The organism is Brevibacillus sp. NRS-1366 (genome assembly GCF_050467985.1).
Map to the genome: position 1 here is coordinate 1 of NZ_JBITPN010000053.1, position 17774 is coordinate 17774.

General features: G+C 40.9%; 17 protein-coding genes and 1 pseudogene. All 18 read left to right on the top strand.

The features are described 5' to 3' along the window. Positions 1 to 79 precede the first annotated feature (79 nt). The 18 genes and pseudogenes from ACIFQN_RS30610 (at position 80) to ACIFQN_RS30695 (ending at position 17752) form a co-directional block, all read left to right on the top strand. Positions 80 to 435: pseudogene (locus ACIFQN_RS30610) on the top strand (winged helix-turn-helix transcriptional regulator). An 81-nt stretch (positions 436 to 516) separates the two neighbouring features. Then, positions 517 to 837, top strand: coding sequence for a DUF3870 domain-containing protein (locus ACIFQN_RS30615; RefSeq protein ID WP_429836835.1), 321 nt, complete (start codon positions 517 to 519; stop codon positions 835 to 837). A gap of 144 nt (positions 838 to 981) precedes the next feature. Next, the gene (locus ACIFQN_RS30620; RefSeq protein ID WP_429836836.1) at positions 982 to 1644 is read left to right on the top strand and encodes a CoA transferase subunit A; all 663 of its coding nucleotides are present in this window, start codon (positions 982 to 984) and stop codon (positions 1642 to 1644) included. Further along, a complete protein-coding gene (locus tag ACIFQN_RS30625) occupies positions 1644 to 2300 on the top strand; it encodes a 3-oxoacid CoA-transferase subunit B (protein WP_429836957.1) in 657 nt (218 codons plus the stop codon). The genes ACIFQN_RS30620 and ACIFQN_RS30625 overlap by 1 nt, the downstream gene beginning before the upstream one ends. Positions 2301 to 2353: 53 nt before the next feature. Continuing rightward, entirely contained in the window at positions 2354 to 3544 is a 1191-nt protein-coding gene (locus ACIFQN_RS30630; RefSeq protein WP_429836837.1) for a thiolase family protein, read from the top strand. Between the two features lie 18 nt (positions 3545 to 3562). Next, positions 3563 to 4294 (top strand): enoyl-CoA hydratase/isomerase family protein, encoded by a 732-nt coding sequence (locus ACIFQN_RS30635; RefSeq protein WP_429836838.1) that lies wholly within the window; start codon positions 3563 to 3565, stop codon positions 4292 to 4294. A gap of 27 nt (positions 4295 to 4321) precedes the next feature. Continuing rightward, complete coding sequence (locus ACIFQN_RS30640; RefSeq protein WP_429836839.1) at positions 4322 to 5095, top strand: enoyl-CoA hydratase/isomerase family protein; 774 nt, start codon at positions 4322 to 4324, stop codon at positions 5093 to 5095. A gap of 16 nt (positions 5096 to 5111) precedes the next feature. Next, the gene (locus ACIFQN_RS30645; RefSeq protein WP_429836840.1) at positions 5112 to 6299 is read left to right on the top strand and encodes a CaiB/BaiF CoA transferase family protein; all 1188 of its coding nucleotides are present in this window, start codon (positions 5112 to 5114) and stop codon (positions 6297 to 6299) included. Positions 6300 to 6311: 12 nt separating this feature from the next. Beyond that, positions 6312 to 7106, top strand: a complete 795-nt coding sequence (locus ACIFQN_RS30650) for an enoyl-CoA hydratase/isomerase family protein (RefSeq protein ID WP_429836841.1) — start codon at positions 6312 to 6314, stop codon at positions 7104 to 7106. A 2-nt stretch (positions 7107 to 7108) separates the two neighbouring features. After that, entirely contained in the window at positions 7109 to 8026 is a 918-nt protein-coding gene (locus tag ACIFQN_RS30655; protein WP_429836842.1) for a hydroxymethylglutaryl-CoA lyase, read from the top strand. 22 nt (positions 8027 to 8048) lie between these two features. After that, positions 8049 to 9203, top strand: coding sequence for a CaiB/BaiF CoA transferase family protein (locus tag ACIFQN_RS30660; RefSeq protein WP_429836843.1), 1155 nt, complete (start codon positions 8049 to 8051; stop codon positions 9201 to 9203). A gap of 37 nt (positions 9204 to 9240) precedes the next feature. Beyond that, a complete protein-coding gene (locus ACIFQN_RS30665) occupies positions 9241 to 10218 on the top strand; it encodes an NAD(P)H-dependent flavin oxidoreductase (RefSeq protein WP_429836844.1) in 978 nt (325 codons plus the stop codon). Then, a complete protein-coding gene (locus tag ACIFQN_RS30670; protein ID WP_429836845.1) occupies positions 10215 to 10637 on the top strand; it encodes a PaaI family thioesterase in 423 nt (140 codons plus the stop codon). Before ACIFQN_RS30665 ends, ACIFQN_RS30670 begins: the two co-directional genes overlap by 4 nt. A gap of 29 nt (positions 10638 to 10666) precedes the next feature. Beyond that, positions 10667 to 12049 (top strand): aspartate aminotransferase family protein, encoded by a 1383-nt coding sequence (locus tag ACIFQN_RS30675; RefSeq protein WP_429836846.1) that lies wholly within the window; start codon positions 10667 to 10669, stop codon positions 12047 to 12049. A gap of 63 nt (positions 12050 to 12112) precedes the next feature. Further along, entirely contained in the window at positions 12113 to 13570 is a 1458-nt protein-coding gene (locus tag ACIFQN_RS30680; RefSeq protein WP_429836847.1) for an NAD-dependent succinate-semialdehyde dehydrogenase, read from the top strand. Positions 13571 to 14237: 667 nt separating this feature from the next. Beyond that, positions 14238 to 15803 (top strand): ABC transporter substrate-binding protein, encoded by a 1566-nt coding sequence (locus ACIFQN_RS30685; RefSeq protein ID WP_429836848.1) that lies wholly within the window; start codon positions 14238 to 14240, stop codon positions 15801 to 15803. Between the two features lie 81 nt (positions 15804 to 15884). Continuing rightward, entirely contained in the window at positions 15885 to 16835 is a 951-nt protein-coding gene (locus ACIFQN_RS30690) for an ABC transporter permease (protein ID WP_429836849.1), read from the top strand. Between the two features lie 17 nt (positions 16836 to 16852). Continuing rightward, the gene (locus ACIFQN_RS30695; RefSeq protein ID WP_429836850.1) at positions 16853 to 17752 is read left to right on the top strand and encodes an ABC transporter permease; all 900 of its coding nucleotides are present in this window, start codon (positions 16853 to 16855) and stop codon (positions 17750 to 17752) included. The last annotated feature ends 22 nt before the right edge of the window (positions 17753 to 17774 follow it).

The window sequence follows — 17774 nt, forward strand, 5'->3', positions numbered from 1 at the left end:
TGGGGCCTATTTGACGTTCACCATATAAAAAATAGTACGCACTTTATTGATAGGTACTACCAGAAAGGATAGTGTAAATATGAGTATGGCTGAATACAAAGGTAAAGTTAAGAATATTCAAGATACACCTTTTGGTTATACATTGTCAGTTATTGGTGGAAAATGGAAAATGGAAAATGGAAAATGGTTGTTATTTACCACCTATCAGAAAACCAATCAGTTCGCTTTAATGATCTGAAAAGACAGATAGGAGTTATTACTTATAAAACATTGAGTTCACAACTTAAAGAATTGGAAACAGATGGTGTTGTGAAACGAAAAGAGTATCCTGAAGTTCCCCCTAAAGTCGAGTACAGTCTCACAGATAAAGCGGAAACATTATTACCCGTTTTGGAAGAGTTATGTGAATGGGGAGTAAAAATTCAAAATAATTAAACTAATTTTATGTTGATTTCTAGCAAAAGGTATATTAATATATTAATCACTAGGAACACCATATTAGAAAAGGTGTATGCTATGAATGAAATAAATACAGTATTAGTAAGCGGATATGCAAAAGCCCCGCAAGGGACTTCGATGTATGAAGTTTATAAGCACGCTGGTCTCGTTCTTGAAATCAACATTGACACTCACATCATTGAAAACATAGAATTCACTTTCGTAGCTGAGTTGTCAAATGATTTTATCAAACGCATTGCGATTGGATACGATCTGTCGCAGGGGATCAAGCCGCTGCTTGAACGTATTCGAAAACATCTTATTACTCCTTCTCAACAAGCAGTTATTGTTGCCTTACAAACTGCAGTACAGAGGTACACGGATTACACTGAAAATTAAATATTACTGGTTTAATTGCTGTAAGAAGACAACCTCTTTTTATGAAACCAATCAAACCTAGTATTCGGTAAGAACACTTTGAACAGTTGTTCATTGTGCATTTACCGATTACTAGGTTTATTTTATTTTCTGGAGGTAAAAACAATGGCAAAAATCGTTGATGTTAATCAGGCCATTTCCATGATTCAAAGCGGCCAAACTTTGATGGTTGGAGGATTCGGATTAACTGGCTCACCTTTGACCTTGATCGACGCATTAGAGCAATCCAATGTAACTGGACTCACCATAATTAGCAATAATTTAGGAGAGCCCAACAAGGGTTTGGGCAAACTGGCTAAAAAAAACAAGGTTAAAAAAGCAATTGGTTCCTTCTTTACCTCTAATATTGACGTAGTCAAAGCGAATAAGGCGGGCGAAATCGAAATCGAACTGCTCCCTCAGGGAACCCTTGCTGAGGCCATCCGGGCCGGGGGAGCCGGAATTGGTGCGTTCTATGTGTTAGCTGGGGTGGGAACACAGTTAAGCCAGAATAAAGAAACTAGACTTATTAAAGAAAAACATTACTTGTATCAAGAATCACTAAAGGCTGACGTTGCTCTAATAAAGGCCCATAAAGCAGACAAATTGGGCAATTTGATTTATAGGAAATCTGCAGGAAATTTCAACTCGATCATGGCTACGGCAGCCAGTACAGTCATAGTTGAAGTTGATGAAATTGTAGAAGTTGGACAATTGTCACCGAAAGAAATTATTACACCACACTTGTATGTGGATTACTTGGTATCGAGTGTAAAGGAGGTAGGATGATGAACGGGAAAGAGCTAATAGCCAAAACGATTGCAAAAGAACTTAAGCAAGGAGAAGTTGTTAATTTGGGAATAGGTATTCCGACGCTGGTTTGTAATTACTTATCAGAAGATTCCGGTATTTTCTTTCACTCGGAAAACGGCATTTTAGGAGTAGGTGAGGTTGCCAAATCGGATGAAGTCGATAAAGACCTTGTCAATGCTGGTAAAATACCGGTCACAGTGAATTTAGGTGCCTCGTTTTTTGATAGCGCTGCATCGTTTGCAATGATTCGCGGTGGACATGTGGATGTTGCTGTCATTGGAGCACTGGAAGTAGATGAGCAGGGAAGGGTAGCGAACTGGTTAATTCCGGGACAAAACGTTTTGGGAGTAGGGGGAGCGATGGACCTTATTGAAGGCGTCCGAAGAATAATTGTGGCTATTACCCATACCACCAAGGACGGGTCTTCAAAAATCGTGAAGCTGTTAGGTTACCCGAAATCATCTGAGCGTTCTGTTGATATGGTTGTTACTGAATTGGCAGTATTTAAAGTTGTTAACCACGAACTGATTTTATCGGAAATTGCACCTGGTGTGACATTAGATGAAATCAAGGAAAAAACGGAGGCAACATTTACCGTAGATGAACAACTTTTAAAGCAAGTAACTAACTAGTTTTGGATGCTCTTTCAACAGTGTTCAATAAATGATTACATGGAGGAAATACCATGGTAGTAATTGTAAATGCATTACGTACTCCTATCGGGAAATTTGGGGGATCGCTAGCTAACATCCCTCCTGAAGATTTGGTATCAATTACAATCCAAAACTGTTTGTCTCATAGCAGTTATGACGGGAACATTGTGGATGAAGTGATAATCGGTCAAACCAAACAAAGTGCACACACTCCGAATATCGCGCGGGTAGCTTCCCTCAAGGCAGATCTACCAATCTCTACCTCTGCCTATACTGTTCACCGCCAGTGCGGATCAGGAATGCAAGCTGTGCATAATGCTTATATGTCAATTGCATTGGGACAGTCAGAGGTTGTAATGGCGGGAGGCGTAGAAAGCATGTCGCAAGCTCCCTATTATTTTGTAGGCAACCGATTTGGCATAAAACCAGGCAATATGGTTCTTTTTGATTCGAATACGGAAAGTCAACCAAAATCCCAGCCTGAGGAATTATTTGGAACATTCACAATGGGAGAAACGGCAGAATTTTTGGCGGAAAAGTATAATATCTCCCGGAGTGAGCAGGATGAATTTGCAGTATGGAGCCAAATTAAAGCCAAAAACGCAATAGCTTCTGGACGTTTTGATAATGAGATCGTCCCTATTAGTGTCAAGGAAAGTAAATACAATGTACGTTTATTTGCGGTAGATGAACACCCGAGAGAAACTACATTGCAAGCGCTATCGAAGCAAAACCCCGTTTTTAAGTCGGGAGGTACGGTGACTGCCGGTAACTCTTCCGGAAGAAATGATGGAGCGGCAGTGATGCTTCTTATGAAGGAAGAAAAGGCTCTTGCATTGGGTCTTACTCCAATGGCCAAAATTATATCCTTTGGTTCTTCCGGCGTGAATCCCAAGGAAATGGGGATTGGACCTGTTTCAGCTACGGCAAAGGCATTGCAATCGGCTGGCTTACGATTACAGGATATGGGTCTGATCGAACTTAATGAGGCATTTGCAGCTCAAGCTATTGCCGTAATGAGGGAGTGGCAAAGTAATGGGGAAAACGTGAATGTGAACGGTGGTGCAATTGCCTTAGGTCATCCGTTGGGATGCTCGGGTGCAAGAATCCTAGTAACTTTAGCCCATGAACTGCAAAAGCGGGATGCTCGCTATGGCCTTGCCACTTTGTGTATTGCTGGAGGGCAAGGGGTTTCAACCATTATCGAAAAGTGGAAAACTTAACTAACTGGGGTGAGAAAAATGAGTGAGTTGGTAACGATGACAGTGGATGAGAACGGAGTGGCATTGGTCACCTTAAACCGGTCAGAAAAGCGAAACGCCATTAATGCTAGCATGATCAATGACATGATTGAGCTGATGTCTAGAATAAACCATGAGAAAAATATTGGCTGTGTGGTTATCACTGGCGGCCCGGTTTTTTCAGCCGGAAGAGACCTCAAGGAGATTCAAGGCGCCAAAGAAAGCTCCTTGTCTCTTAATAGGCAGGAATATAGAATATTGAAAAAACTGTACCAGTCGTTTGAAGAATGCCAAGTACCCATCATAGTGGCAATCAAAGGATATGCTTTGGGCTTGGGAGCGGGACTGGTCACGTGGTGTGATATGGCGATCATGGGAGAAACGGCGAAATATGGATTTCCCGAAGCCGAGTTGGGAGTTCTTCCCGGGGTTAGTTCCTTAGGTGTAAAAAAATGGGTACCGAAAAAAGTAAGCTACGAGTTGCTTATTTTAGGAAAAATTTTAAATGCGAACGAAGCGCAACATTATGCACTTGTTAATCGTGTAGTTCGTGATGATGAAGTTCTCCCCGCTGCATTGAGTATAGCTAAAAGTCTAACGCAACATGGGTCGGATAAATCAAGACTGATGAAACAATATCATCAAAACCTGTTTTCAGAAAGAACCACTCTTGAAATGGAATATTCACTTGAAATGATGGCTTTATCCGGCGAGTTATCCAAAAAAATTTAACCTTTCAAAATAGGAGGGTCTCGTTCAATGACAAATAAATTTGAATTTTTATTAATGAAAACTGAGGATCAGATCACCACGATTACATTAAACAGACCGGATAAATTAAATGCGCTGAATACTGGAATGATGTTAGAGCTCAGAGAAGCCTTCACTTTTGCGAAGGAAGACCACGAAACAAAAGTTGTTATTTTGAATGCTGCAGGAAAATCATTTTGTTCAGGAGCAGATATTTCGGAGTTTAAATCAGATTCTAACGGTAGCGATGCCATTCGCGAAAGAGGAGCTCTTTCGATGGAAGTATATTCGATGTTGCACAAAATCGGTAAGCCTGTGATTTCATCTGTTCAGGGATATGTTTTAGCTGGTGGCTGCGGGCTTGCGATGACGGGAGATCTTGTAATTGCTGCAGACGATGCGGTCTTTTCCTATCCGGAAATCCAGAGGGGGTTTGTCGCAGCACTGGTTATGACCAATTTGACCCGCTTGGTCGGAAGACGAAATGCTTTTGATTTGCTTATCACTGGAAGGCGTGTTCATGCAGATGAAGCCTTAAAAATGGGCCTTGTTAATCTAGTAGTTCCAAGAGAACAGTTGGATGAATCAACGATCGCGATGGCTAAAAAAATTGCAGGGCACAGCTTGGGAGCTTTGCAAATGACAAAAAATTTGTTCTATCGGGTAACTGAAATGAATGCACACGATGCCATGGAAACATCGAGAGATACAAATGCCATGATGAGATCAACAGGCGATTTTACCAAAGGAGTCAACGATTTCATTTCCAAAAAAGAAGCTTAATAGGGGGTGAAGCACTATGAAACCGCTTCAAGGTATCCGCGTGTTGGATTTTTCTCGATATATTGCTGGCCCCATGTGCACAATGTATCTTGCGGAATGGGGAGCAGAAGTCTTGAAGGTAGAAGATCCCGGTGTTGGAGATGATTCCAGAACATGGGCACCTATCAAGGACAATGTAAGTGGATATTTTTCGGCCTTTAACCGCAGTAAGAAAAGTATCACTCTAGATCTAAAAAAAGAAGAAGCCCGCCCCATTATTCATGCTCTCTTAGAACAAAGTGAAGTTGTAGTTTGTAACTTCTCTCCAGGCGTAACTAAGAGGCTGGGAATTGATTATGAAACACTAAGTGAAATTAAACCTGATGTAATTTATTGCGATATATCCGGATTTGGCCAAGAAGGCCCTTATCGTAAACAAAAGGGATTTGACACCATATTCCAAGCCATGGGAGGAATGATGGCCCTTACCGGAACTGGAAACGGGGAACCAGTTAAAGCGGGTGTACCGATCGGGGACTATTCAGGGGCGTTTTTTGCTACCATGTCCATTTTAGCCAGTCTTTTTCAGCGAGAACGAACTGGGCGGGGAGAATACATTGATCTTGCGTTGTATGACTGTGTTGTAAACCTTCTTCCATTAGCAATGGCGTTTTATAACTTTACGGGAAAAATGCCTGAGCCGAAGGGGACAGAGCACCCAGGGCGGGTTCCATCCTCGGCTTACCGAACAAAGGATGGCAAGTATGTGCAGATTTCAGTTACCGATGCGCAATGGTTCAAGTTTTGTAATGCGATGGGGATTGATAACGAAATGGCTAATGATGATAGATTCAGTACAAACGCTCAAAGATTGCGGAACAGGCAGGAAGCTATGAGGCTCATTCAAAGTGCAATTGCTCTCTATGAACAAAAGGCCATTGTAGAGCGATGTGCTGAAGCGGGAATACCATGTGGGCCGGTAAATCGTTTGGAGGACATTGTTCAGGACACCCAATTAAAGTATAGAGGTATGTTTCGTACGATTGAACACGAGTTATTGGGAGAGCTTCATTATCTTAATTTTCCGGCTAAATTTAAATCTGGCGGATATCAAGTAGTCAGTCGTCCTCCACAATTGGGTGAGCATACAGAAGTTGTTTTTCGCGAGGTTTTACAGTATTCAGAAGAACAAATTGCCTTATTAAAGGAAAATTCAACGATATAGGGGTTGAATCCAATGGAATTTGAAACAATTTTACTGCAAAGAGAAGGGGCAATTGCCTATGTGATTTTAAATCGGGTGGAGCAGCGAAACGCGCTCAATTCAAAAATGTTACAAGAATTGAGTGAAGTATGCATCGCCCTAGACAGGGATGAAGAAGTACGCGTGATTGTTATACGTTCCGCTTGTCCAGGAGTTTTTTCCGCCAGTGCGGATGTGAAAGAACGTGAAGGGATGACGACGACGGAACAGGTGCGTAGACGTAGATTGCTAGCGCGTAGTACCTACGAAAGTCTACAACGTATAGAGAAGCCTATGATTTGTGCCGTCAACGGCAAAAATTACGGGGGCGGATGTGAAATAGCGACAGCGTGCGATTTTATCATCTCCTCTGAAAATGCCTCTTTTCGTTATCCCGAAGTGATATATGGAACCCTTGGTGCTACGCAAAGAATACCAAGATCGGTGGGGAAAAGCCGTGCGAAGTATTATTTGCTTACAGGAAAAACCATCAGTGCAGAGGAGGCTTATCGTATAGGGTTAACCGCAGTGCTAGTTCCTGAACAGGAATTTGAAGAAACTGTTCGAACTACGGCAGAAACTATTGCGAGTTATCCACCGCTTGCAATCAGACTGACCAAAAAATCTATTGATGTGGGAATGGAAGTGGATATGATTTCAGCAACTGATTTTGAAATTCAGGCGATTGAAACGATCATTTCCAATCAGGAATGGAAAAAGGGAGTACAGGAATGGAAACAAAATATGAATAAATCTATATCGCAAACTGGTTACAAGGAGAGTCAATAGACATGATTCTTCCCAAAATGGTTCATCTATGTGAATGCTGGGGACGTGACGGGCTCCAGAACCATCCGGAATTCATCCCTACAGAACAAAAAGTACGGATGTTATCCTTACTGGACGAAGCAGGTTTTGGAAAGCTTGAAGCCACCTCCTTCAGTCATCCGAAATATGTTCCTCAGTTTCGGGATTCCGAAGAAGTATTGAGGGCACTTGTTCGTAAAGACGGCCTTATCTATAAGGCGACATGCGTGAATAAAAAAGCTCTGGAGAGAGCGATTCAAGCCAAACTAGCGGGTTATGGCCCAGAACAAGTCAGCTTTGTTATAGCTGCTAGTGAAGAGTACAACCGGATCAATGTTCGGATGGAACAGGCACAACTGCTGGAACAGTTAAACGAAATGGTAGGCATGGCCAAGGAGCAAAAGCTTGATGTTCTAGTGAGCGTTTCCACTGCATTTGGTTGCCCCGTCAAAGGGGAAGTGAAGACAGATGAAGTACTCAAAATGGTCGAGCATTTCGCTGATCGAGGTGTAAAACTCATAACCATCGGGGATACGACAGGCATGGCAAATCCCGCTACGTCCCATTCCTTGTTTGAAAGATTGTTACTGGAGTTTCCTGACATCACCTTTGTTGCCCATTTTCATGATACAAGAGGATGGGGAATAGCGAATACAGTAGCAGCACTGCATGCAGGGATTACCCACTTCGATGTAAGTTTGGGAGGGATAGGGGGTCCGCCTGCGAATCGTGTGAAATCCGGTGGAGGATTTAGCGGTAACGTTTGTACCGAAGACTTCGTGTTTTTGCTTGAAGATATGGGGATTGATACAGGGATAGATTTAGGAACGCTGATTGAGGCAGGACAATTATCCGAGCAGATCTTAGGTCAACAACGGTCACAAATATTACGATCTGTGTAAATGGTAGAGGAGGAGAACGGTTATGGTTAAAGGAGCTTTGGATGGTATTAAGGTGGTTGATTTAAGCAGGCAGTTGGCAGGTCCTTTTTGTACAATGACAATGGGTGATTTAGGCGCAGACGTTATTAAAATTGAAATGCCGGGCCGGGGCGACGACTCCAGATACTGGGGCCCCTTCTGGAATGGTGAGAGTACGTATTACATGAGCGTTAATCGTAATAAAAAAAGTGTGGAGCTGGATGTCAAGTCTGATGAGGGCAGGGAAATGTTTTTGAAGCTGGTAAAGGAGAGCGATGTTCTCATACAAAACTTCCGCACGGGCAAAATGGAAAAAATGGGTTTGGGCTATGAAGATTTAAAAAAAGTGAACCCGAGTCTCATATATTGTTCCATTTCAGGATATGGAGCTACTGGAGCGTTGAACAATCGTGTTGGTCTGGACATTGCGTTACAAGCATTTTCAGGATTGATGGAAATTACCGGATATCCAGATAGTCCTCCAGTGAGGGTTGGTATATCCATCGCGGATTTAGCTACTGGTATGTTCGCTCTAACGGGAATTTTGGCTGCTCTCAACCATAGAAATAAGACGGGTGAAGGACAGAAAGTAGATGTTTCCTTAATGGAATCTTTGGCGTCCTGGATGAATTACCACGCGGTCGGTTATTTTGCTACAGGCAAATTACCTGAGAAAGAGGGTAGCGGGTTATCCAGAATGGTACCCTATCAAGCTTATAAGACCAAAGATGGCTATTTGGTTATTGGAATTGGCAATGATGAAACATGGTCCAGATTTTGTAAGCAAATAAACAATGATGAGTTGAACGACGAAGCGTATAGAAAAAACCAAGGGCGTGTTGAAAACGCACTTACTTTAAATTCACTGATTGAAAGTATTTTGATGACACGAAATACGCTAGATTGGGTCGATGAACTATCAGATGCTGGGGTCCCCTGCTCACCTGCGGGAAATATTGATTATTCATTGAATCATCCTCAAATGCAAGAAAGGGAAATGGTAGTTCATGTACCTCACCCGAAAGTCCCAGATCTTAAAGTAATGGGTATCCCAATGAAATTCTCCAAGACCCCGGGTACAATTCGAAGTCATCCTCCGATACTAGGAGAACACAACGAAGAGATATTGCGGATGTTAAAAATTAATGGAGGGGTTTGAATTTTTTAAATAAATAATTCTAAAAAGGAGATCGTGTATGTTTCGTACAAGAATTACAGAGATGTTTGGTATCAAAGTCCCCTTGATTCAGGCCGGTATGCATAGGTTGGGCAGAACCAGCTTGGCGGCAGCGGTAGCCAATGCCGGTGGATTAGGAGTCATTACCGCTGGTTCTTTTAACACAAAAGAAGAGCTATTACACGAGATCAGAGAGACTAGGAGATTGACAAGCAACCCTATTGCATTAAATATTTCCATCGGTCGGCGTAGATCTCCGGAAATGTATTTCGACGTTGCCGTTGAAGAACGAATTCCGATCGTGTTTACATCGGGCGCAAATCCGAGCGATTATGTGGGACGTCTAAAAAATCACGGCATTATGTGGGTACATGCTGTCACATCCGTAAAACACGCACTCAAGGTCCAGGAACTGGGCGCGGACGCAGTTGTGGCAACAGGGTACGAAGCAGGGGGACACCCCGGATTGGACCAAGTATCTACATTTGTGTTAGTTCCAAGTATCGTCGACGCCGTAAGGATACCAGTCATTGCGGCGGGAGGAATTTCGGATGGTAGAGGGTTAGCAGCCGGCTTGGCTCTCGGAGCTGAGGCGGTCATGGTCGGGACAAGATTTATTTTGAGTGATGAATCACTTGCTCACGAGAATATCAAGTCATTATATCTTCAAGCAAAGGAAACCGATACTGTCATTATTGAGACTTCTATCAGGAAAAACCATCGGGTAATCCACACCACAAATGCGGACAAGGTAATTGAGATGGAAATAAATGGTGCAGGGATTGATGAATTGCTTACAGTCGTAGGTGGTGAAGCTTATATCAAGATGATGGAGCAAGGAGATATTTCTGCGGGTGTCACGTCCTGCGGGCAAGGAGTCGGACTGGTGAAAACTATCAAGCCAGCTGGTGAGATCGTCCACGAATTTGTAACCGTCAGCTCATTCGCAATAAAAAGATTAACAGAAGCGCTTGGTTCAGGGTTGAAAGCGAAATGATCAGAAACCAAAACTTCCAAGAAAGTCTTTTCCTAAAGACCAAAAGGACGATGGAGGAGGTACCGTTTTGGAAACTTATCGGATGCGAAGTAGAAACTATTGATTCCGAAGTATCCAGAATTGTACTAAACATAAACGAAAACATTCATCTAAATGCCAGTTCCTTGGTTCATGGCGGAGTTTACGCAAGTTTACTAGATAATGTCATGGGCCTATCTGCTAAGGCCATCAGTCAAACTAGGGTGGTTACAACAAACCTAAATATCCATTTTTTGTCAAATACCGATAAGGGAAAGATCATTGCGACAGGAAAAGTTATTTATCAAAGCAAGAGTGCTTTTGCCACACAAGGGGAAGTTAGAGACCAGGCTGGAAATCTATTAGCTCATGCCACAGCAAATTTTCTGGCTCTAAAATAAGTAAAATAATATCTTAGGAGGAATTGTCCATGAATCAAACAAATTATTCTCACGTAGAAATCGATAAATTGAGGGAATTAGATAGAAAACACTATTTTCATCCAACTACACCACTTAAACAACATTATCAGAATGGTCCGGCCAATATTTTTGTAGAAGGAAAGGGGATTTACGTAACTGATATTCATGGAAATAAATTTATTGATGGAGTATCTACTTTATGGAATGTCAACATTGGTCATGGGAGAGAAGAAATTGCTGAAGCAGCGAAGGAACAGATGATGAAATTGGCTTACACTTCGTCTTTCCATGGCAATACCCATCTACCTGCGACTCTGTTATCTCAAAAACTTGCAGAATTAGCCCCTGGGGACTTAAATGTTAGTTTTTTTACTTCTGGTGGTTCAGAGTCAAACGATACAGCATTTAAACTGGTCCGTAATTATTGGAAATTGAAGGGACAGCCACAACGTACCAAAATTATTTCCCTTGATCGTGCATATCACGGAGTAACGATGGGAGCGACCAGCGCGACAGGCATAAAGAGTTTTCAAGATTTTACAACAGCGCTAGCGCCCGATTTCTTTCAAGCGAAGCCGTTTCTTCTCAACTGTGAATTAGGGGATAAAACGGACCCCAATTATGAGGGGTGTATCCGGGATATTATTGAAAAACAAGGGCCTGAAACGATAGCAGCGGTGATTATGGAACCAGTACAAGGAACTGGCGGCGTAAACATTCCTCCAGATGGGTATTTACAGGCAGTTCGCAGTCTGTGTGATGAATTTGGAATTTTTATGATTGCTGATGAAATCATTACTGGTTTTGGTCGCACAGGAAAAATGTTCGGTGTGAACAACTGGGACGTTGTACCTGATCTTATGACAATCGCTAAAGGAATTACCAGCGGTTATGTACAATTAGGGGCTGTTCTATTAAAAGAAAAACTAAGAGATGAATTGGCTGAAATGACAGAGGACGTATATTTTCATGGTTTTACGTATAGTGGTCATCCAACGGCATGTGCCGTGGCAATGAAAAACCTTGAAATTCTTGAGCAGGAAAAATTGGTGGAGAATTCATTGAAAATGGGAGAAGAACTTCAAAAAGGTTTGAACTACCTGGAAGAAAAGCATTCCATTGTCGCGAAAGGCAGAACATTGGGGTTGTTGGCTGGGTTTGAACTATTCAAGGATCCGGCAAGTGGAGAACTGTTCGATCCGTCCGAGAGAGTTGCTCAAAGGGTAGTTATAGAATGTATGAAGAGAAAATTAATTGTGCGCCCACTTGCCTTTAGCGGGATGAGTGTTGTTGCCATTGCTCCTCCACTGATTACAACCAAAGAGGAAGTAGGGAAAATTATCGATATTATTTCTGATTCTGTTGCAACGGTCGAACAGGAGGTAAAGTAACGTTTTACAGAGAGTATCCAATGGTACTACAGTAAAAAATTCAAAACCATTCGGAGGTATAGTATGTCTCTTATTACAAAGATCGAGAACTATAAATTGTACATCAATGGCGAATGGATCGAGCCCATTTCAGGAGAATATTTTGACGTTGTAAATCCGGCTAGTGGCGAAGTTGTCAGCAAAGCTGCAGCAGGGGATGAAAGAGATACAAAAAAAGCAATCGAAGCCAGTTATCATGCATTTCCAGAATGGTCAACAAAGCCTGCTGCAGAGAGAGCTCGGATTCTTAGACGCTTATCCCAGCTGCTTCTCGAAAATGAGGCAGATATCGCTCGCACCATTAGTTTGGAAGTGGGTAAACCAATTCAACAGGCGATCATCGAAGTGAAAGGCTCTGCAGAATATACTCTTTGGAACGCTGAAGAAGCACGGAGGATTTACGGTGAAACTATCCCTGCGCCTATTAGAAATAAAAGATTAAAAGTTATTCGTCAACCAGTGGGGCCGGTGGCGGCTATTACCCCTTGGAACTTTCCCTTGTCAATGGTGATCAGGAAAATCGCCCCGGCGCTGGCAGCAGGATGCACAGTTGTACTGAAACCAGCTGAATTGACACCGGGAAGCGCTGTTCAGGTTTGCCAGCTCGCGAAACAAGCTGGCGTTCCAGCCGGTGTTCTCAATCTGGTCACGGGGAATCCTGTAAAGATCGGAGAAACACTTCTGAGCGATAAACGTATTCGGAAAATTACTTTTACTGGCTCTACACCTGTAGGAAAACAATTATTAAAACAAGCCGCTGATCAAGTAAAGAGGGTTTCAATGGAATTGGGTGGTCATGCTCCACTTATTGTGTTTGAAGATGCGGATTTGGAACAGGCAGTAGCAAGCGCCACTCAAGTGAAATTTTATAATTCTGGTCAAACATGTATATGCCCTAATCGAATTTATGTACAAAGCTCAATTAAGGAAAGCTTTCTTGTCCTCTTTAAGGAAAGAGTCGGAGCATTAAAAGTTGGAAACGGATTGGATGGGAATGTGGATGTTGGTCCTCTCACTAGTAAAAATGCATTGGAGAAAGTAAAAAGCCATGTAGAGGATGCTCTCGGTAAAGGTGCTACCTTGATTATTGGAGGGAAAGAGCCAGTTGTTGAAGGATACAAAGAAGGATATTTCTATTCCCCGACGATATTGTGTGACATCAATGAAAGCATGCTTATTTCAAATGAGGAGACATTTGGACCAGTCGCTTCAATTACTACATTTGATTCCGAAGATGAAGTGGTAGAAAAAGCTAATAACACAGATTACGGACTTGCCGCTTATATCTTTACAAAAGATCTCTCCCGGTCGGTGCGGGTATCGGAGGCTTTAGAGTATGGAATGGTCGGAATTAATGATATTGGTCTGGCTGTAGTGGAAGGGCCATTCGGCGGCGTAAAGGAGAGTGGTATGGGCCGAGAAGGAGGTCCAAACGGTTTAAATGATTTCTTAGAGTCAAAATTAATCTCTACTTTAATCTGATTTGGTAAAAATTCATGACGTATTTCCATTTTCCAGAATCGATCTATTCCTGTTTATACAGGATAGGTCGACTCTGGTGAATTTCAATCCCTTAAAATTGGAGCGAATTTTTCGTATTGTCCCAAAAAATGAAAGCGCATTCAAAATAAAGATTTTCACCTTAATAAAGTAGCGACGGGCTACCTATGGATGAATTACCTTCATGAGGTGATGTAGATATGAATGCAACCCCAGAACTTAATGATCAAATGGCAAAACTAATCGAATTAGTGGATTTAGAATTCATCTAAAATAATGTTGTTAATATTCCGAAAAATTAATTGAATTTTTATTCTATAAATGCTAATATGTATACAAAATTCACTCTAAAATTTAACATTACTTGGTTTTCTTGCTGTAAGAAGACAACCTCTTCTTATGTAAACAATAAAACCTAGTATTCGGCTTAAAGGTTATGAACGCATGTTCGTAATTTATTTGCCGATTACTAGGTTTTTTTCTTTGAACGATAAAGAAACAAGTAACTCTCACAACTCGATAACTTCTTGTAGGGACTAACATGACAACCATCTGTGAGCATAAAAATAAATCGGTTTTTCGAAGGGGGAGATCCTATAACAAAAAAACGTTTTTTAGAAATAGTATACGATATTAGGGAGGGTTAAAAATGAGGTTTAGAAAACTTGGGATCTTTATGATTGCATTAACTCTTGTCTCGGCTTTAATCGGTTGTAGTGACAAAGCGACTAACACGAATAATAGTGATGAAACTAATAAAGTGAGCGGAGGAGTATTGAGAGTTGCAGAACCAACATCACCTCCCACACTTGATCCACATATTTCAACTTCAACCTTGGTAACCTGGTTGGCAAGAAATAATTTTGAGACACTTGTCACTTTAAATTCTAAAGGTGAACCGAAGCCCTTTTTAGCAGACTCAATAGAACAAAGTGAAGATCGTAAGGAATATACGTTTCATTTAAGGAAAGGGGTTACTTTCCACAACAATAAAGAAATGAAAGCTGAGGATGTAGTTGCCTCTATGAATCGGTGGAAGGAATTATCTCCGACGGCAAAAACCATCCTGGGAAAAGGGGACTTTGAAGTTAAAGATGAATATACGGTTACTTTGAAGTTAAATGAGCCTTCTTCATTAGTTTTGTTTGTATTGTCAGGAATAACCCAAGCTCCTTATATCATGCCCAAGAAAGTAATTGATGCTGCTGATCCCACATCAGGAGTAAAAGAATTTATCGGAACTGGTCCGTTCAAGTTTGTTGAGTGGAAACAAGACCAATATATCCATTTTACTAAATACAAAGACTATAAATCGGTGGATTTACCTGCTGACGGATTGACTGGGAAGAAAGAGGCCCTTTTAAATGATATCTATTTTGATATTGTAAAGGATCCTTCTACACGAGTAGCAGGACTTCAATCAGGCCAATATGACCTCATCAGAAATCCACCAAATGAATTATTTGAGAGATTCAAAAACGATCCGGATATGCAGGTATATCCTTTTGAATTTGGTCCATTAGCTCTAATTTTTAACAATTATCAAGGCCCCTTAGCTGACATAAAAATGAGGCAAGCTGTCAATTCCGCATTGGCTATTGATGATGTTTTATTCTCTACCTTCAGCAATAGAGCTCTATATAAATTGCAATCTTCTTATATGCCTAAAGGTATTTGGTACAGTGATAAAGGAGTAGAGCATTTTAACAAGAAAGATCCACAAAAAGTCAAACGTCTTTTGAAAGAAGCCGGGTATAACGGTGAACAGATTATACTAATGACGACACGCGACTATAGTAATTATTATAATGCCTCCTTAGTGGTGCAACAGCAGCTGAAGGAGGTCGGGTTGAATGTTAAACTGGAGATTTATGACTGGCCAACCTTCACCGAAAAAGAAAAGGATCCAAAAAATTGGCATATGAAAGTTCTATCAAATCCATCGGTCATGACACCTTTAGAACATTTTTATTATGAAGAAGGGTACTTTGATGCGAAAAATGAAAAGATCCAATCCATGTTAAAAGCGATAAGAACAGCCCCAACAGAAAAAGAAGCAATGAAACTATGGGGTGATTTACAAGCGTATTCTTGGGAATTTCTCCCTGTTGTGAATTTAGGATACTATAACCTTTATTCAGCTTCGACAAAGAAAGTAAAAGGGTTCACGAATTTTATGGGAGCAATTTATTGGAATACATCAGTTGAGAAATAGTGGTAAATTCTTCACCAGTAACGTAATGGTTATTGGTGAAGTATCCTTTCTTAGTAACTTTTCACAAAGGGAGGCCATAATTTGAAAGAATATGTTTTCCGACGGGTGCTATCTCTTCTTCCCATCCTATTTATCGTATCGGTAATAGTTTTTTTGATCATACATCTGACCCCAGGTGGACCTGCTTCTGCAATGTTAGGGGAAAATGCTACATCACAGCAAATTGAGGAATTAAATGAGAAGCTCGGTTTAAACCTCCCATTGTATATTCAATATCTTAACTGGATGACAGATATGTTTGAGGGTGATTTAGGTCAATCGTTTTTTATGAATGAACCAGTAACAAACGTCATTTACAAGCATCTTGGACCTACTGCTTCCCTTTCCATTCTAGCTGAGATACTAGCGATTGTTGTTGGAATTCCCTTAGGTATAGTTGCTGCAAATCGCAGGGGTACCCTCACGGATCAGTCAATGATGGGACTTTCATTATTAGGTATTTCTTTACCCAGCTTCTTGTTAGCCTTATTTCTAGTGTTATTGTTTTCTGTACAATTGAAATGGTTTCCTGTTGCTGGATATCAACCTTTAAGTAGTGGTTTGTGGGAACATCTAAAATTTTTAATTTTGCCCGCGATTTCATTAGGAAGTATCCAAGCTTCATTAATTGCTCGTATGACGCGTTCATCCATGTTAGAGGTTGTAAACGCCAATTTTGTTAAAACTGCACGTTCAAAAGGTGTTAAGGAAAGAGATGTTATCTACAAACATATATTACGGAACGCTTTTCTTCCAATATTAACGGTTATAGGCCAAACATTCGGAATTTTAATTACAGGAGCAGCGGTAACAGAAACGATCTTCAATATTCCTGGGATTGGCCAACTTATCGTTAATTCAATAGAACGACGTGATTTTTTAGTCATCCAAGGTGTGGTACTTTTTGTCACATTCGTTTATGTATTCATTAACTTAGTAATCGATCTATTCTATGGAGTAATTGACCCAAGAGTCCGTTTAAATAATAAATAAAGGGGGAGACGAAACATATGGAAGTCGTTGAACAACACGTACAACGAATGACAATTCAAAAAAAGCTAAAAAAAGAACAAAGAACTTTGTTGTTTCATCGAATACGTTCTAATAAATTAGTCGTCACAGGATTTACTATCTTCATTTTAATAACTCTTCTTGCTATTGCTGGTCCCTTTTTGGTTTCTTATGATCCTTATGAAATGGACGCCAAAAGCAGACTTATAGCCCCAAATACTGACCACTTATTAGGAACTGACAACATTGGTCGTGACCTGCTAAGCAGAATTGTTTACGGAGCTCAAATATCTATATCCGTTGGGTTTTCTGTAACCATCATTGCGACAATTCTAGGCGTTATTATCGGGCTGTATGCCAGTTATTATCGGGTATTGGATAACTTTCTAATGAGGATTTGCGATGGATTAATGGCTTTTCCGCCCATATTGTTAGCAATTTCTCTTATGGCTGCACTCGGTCCTTCTGTTTTGAACGTTATTATCTCGTTAAGTATAGTTTATACTCCAAACATTGCTCGAATTGTTCGATCAACTGCTTTGGTAATCAGGGAAGAAACATATATTGAAGCGATGAAGGTACTTGGAGCATCATCTTTTCGGATCATCTGGCAACATATTGCCCCGAATACGTTGTCTCCAGTAATCGTCCAAGCAACGTTTACATTTGCCACTGCTATTATTGTTGAAGCCGCTCTAAGTTTCTTAGGAGCAGGTGTTCCAGCACCACATCCAAGTTGGGGAAATATTTTATATGATGGAAAATTAGTTATTTTTTCTTCTTGGTGGATGGTGGTTTTTCCAGGTTTGTGTATTGTCTCTGTAGTTTTAGGTTTAAATTTGCTAGGTGACGGATTTAGAGATTTAGTTGATCCCCATACAAAATCAACTAAAAAATAATCATGATTGACTAAAATATGAG

Coding starts and splice junctions, on each gene's coding strand:
- ACIFQN_RS30625 (WP_429836957.1), top strand. CDS start 1,644: ATGAACGGGAAAGAGCTAATAGCCAAAACGATTGCAAAAGAACTTAAG.
- ACIFQN_RS30685 (WP_429836848.1), top strand. CDS start 14,238: ATGAGGTTTAGAAAACTTGGGATCTTTATGATTGCATTAACTCTTGTC.
- ACIFQN_RS30675 (WP_429836846.1), top strand. CDS start 10,667: ATGAATCAAACAAATTATTCTCACGTAGAAATCGATAAATTGAGGGAA.
- ACIFQN_RS30615 (WP_429836835.1), top strand. CDS start 517: ATGAATGAAATAAATACAGTATTAGTAAGCGGATATGCAAAAGCCCCG.
- ACIFQN_RS30620 (WP_429836836.1), top strand. CDS start 982: ATGGCAAAAATCGTTGATGTTAATCAGGCCATTTCCATGATTCAAAGC.
- ACIFQN_RS30655 (WP_429836842.1), top strand. CDS start 7,109: ATGATTCTTCCCAAAATGGTTCATCTATGTGAATGCTGGGGACGTGAC.
- ACIFQN_RS30630 (WP_429836837.1), top strand. CDS start 2,354: ATGGTAGTAATTGTAAATGCATTACGTACTCCTATCGGGAAATTTGGG.
- ACIFQN_RS30650 (WP_429836841.1), top strand. CDS start 6,312: ATGGAATTTGAAACAATTTTACTGCAAAGAGAAGGGGCAATTGCCTAT.
- ACIFQN_RS30680 (WP_429836847.1), top strand. CDS start 12,113: ATGTCTCTTATTACAAAGATCGAGAACTATAAATTGTACATCAATGGC.
- ACIFQN_RS30640 (WP_429836839.1), top strand. CDS start 4,322: ATGACAAATAAATTTGAATTTTTATTAATGAAAACTGAGGATCAGATC.
- ACIFQN_RS30645 (WP_429836840.1), top strand. CDS start 5,112: ATGAAACCGCTTCAAGGTATCCGCGTGTTGGATTTTTCTCGATATATT.
- ACIFQN_RS30670 (WP_429836845.1), top strand. CDS start 10,215: ATGATCAGAAACCAAAACTTCCAAGAAAGTCTTTTCCTAAAGACCAAA.
- ACIFQN_RS30660 (WP_429836843.1), top strand. CDS start 8,049: ATGGTTAAAGGAGCTTTGGATGGTATTAAGGTGGTTGATTTAAGCAGG.
- ACIFQN_RS30665 (WP_429836844.1), top strand. CDS start 9,241: ATGTTTCGTACAAGAATTACAGAGATGTTTGGTATCAAAGTCCCCTTG.
- ACIFQN_RS30695 (WP_429836850.1), top strand. CDS start 16,853: ATGGAAGTCGTTGAACAACACGTACAACGAATGACAATTCAAAAAAAG.
- ACIFQN_RS30635 (WP_429836838.1), top strand. CDS start 3,563: ATGAGTGAGTTGGTAACGATGACAGTGGATGAGAACGGAGTGGCATTG.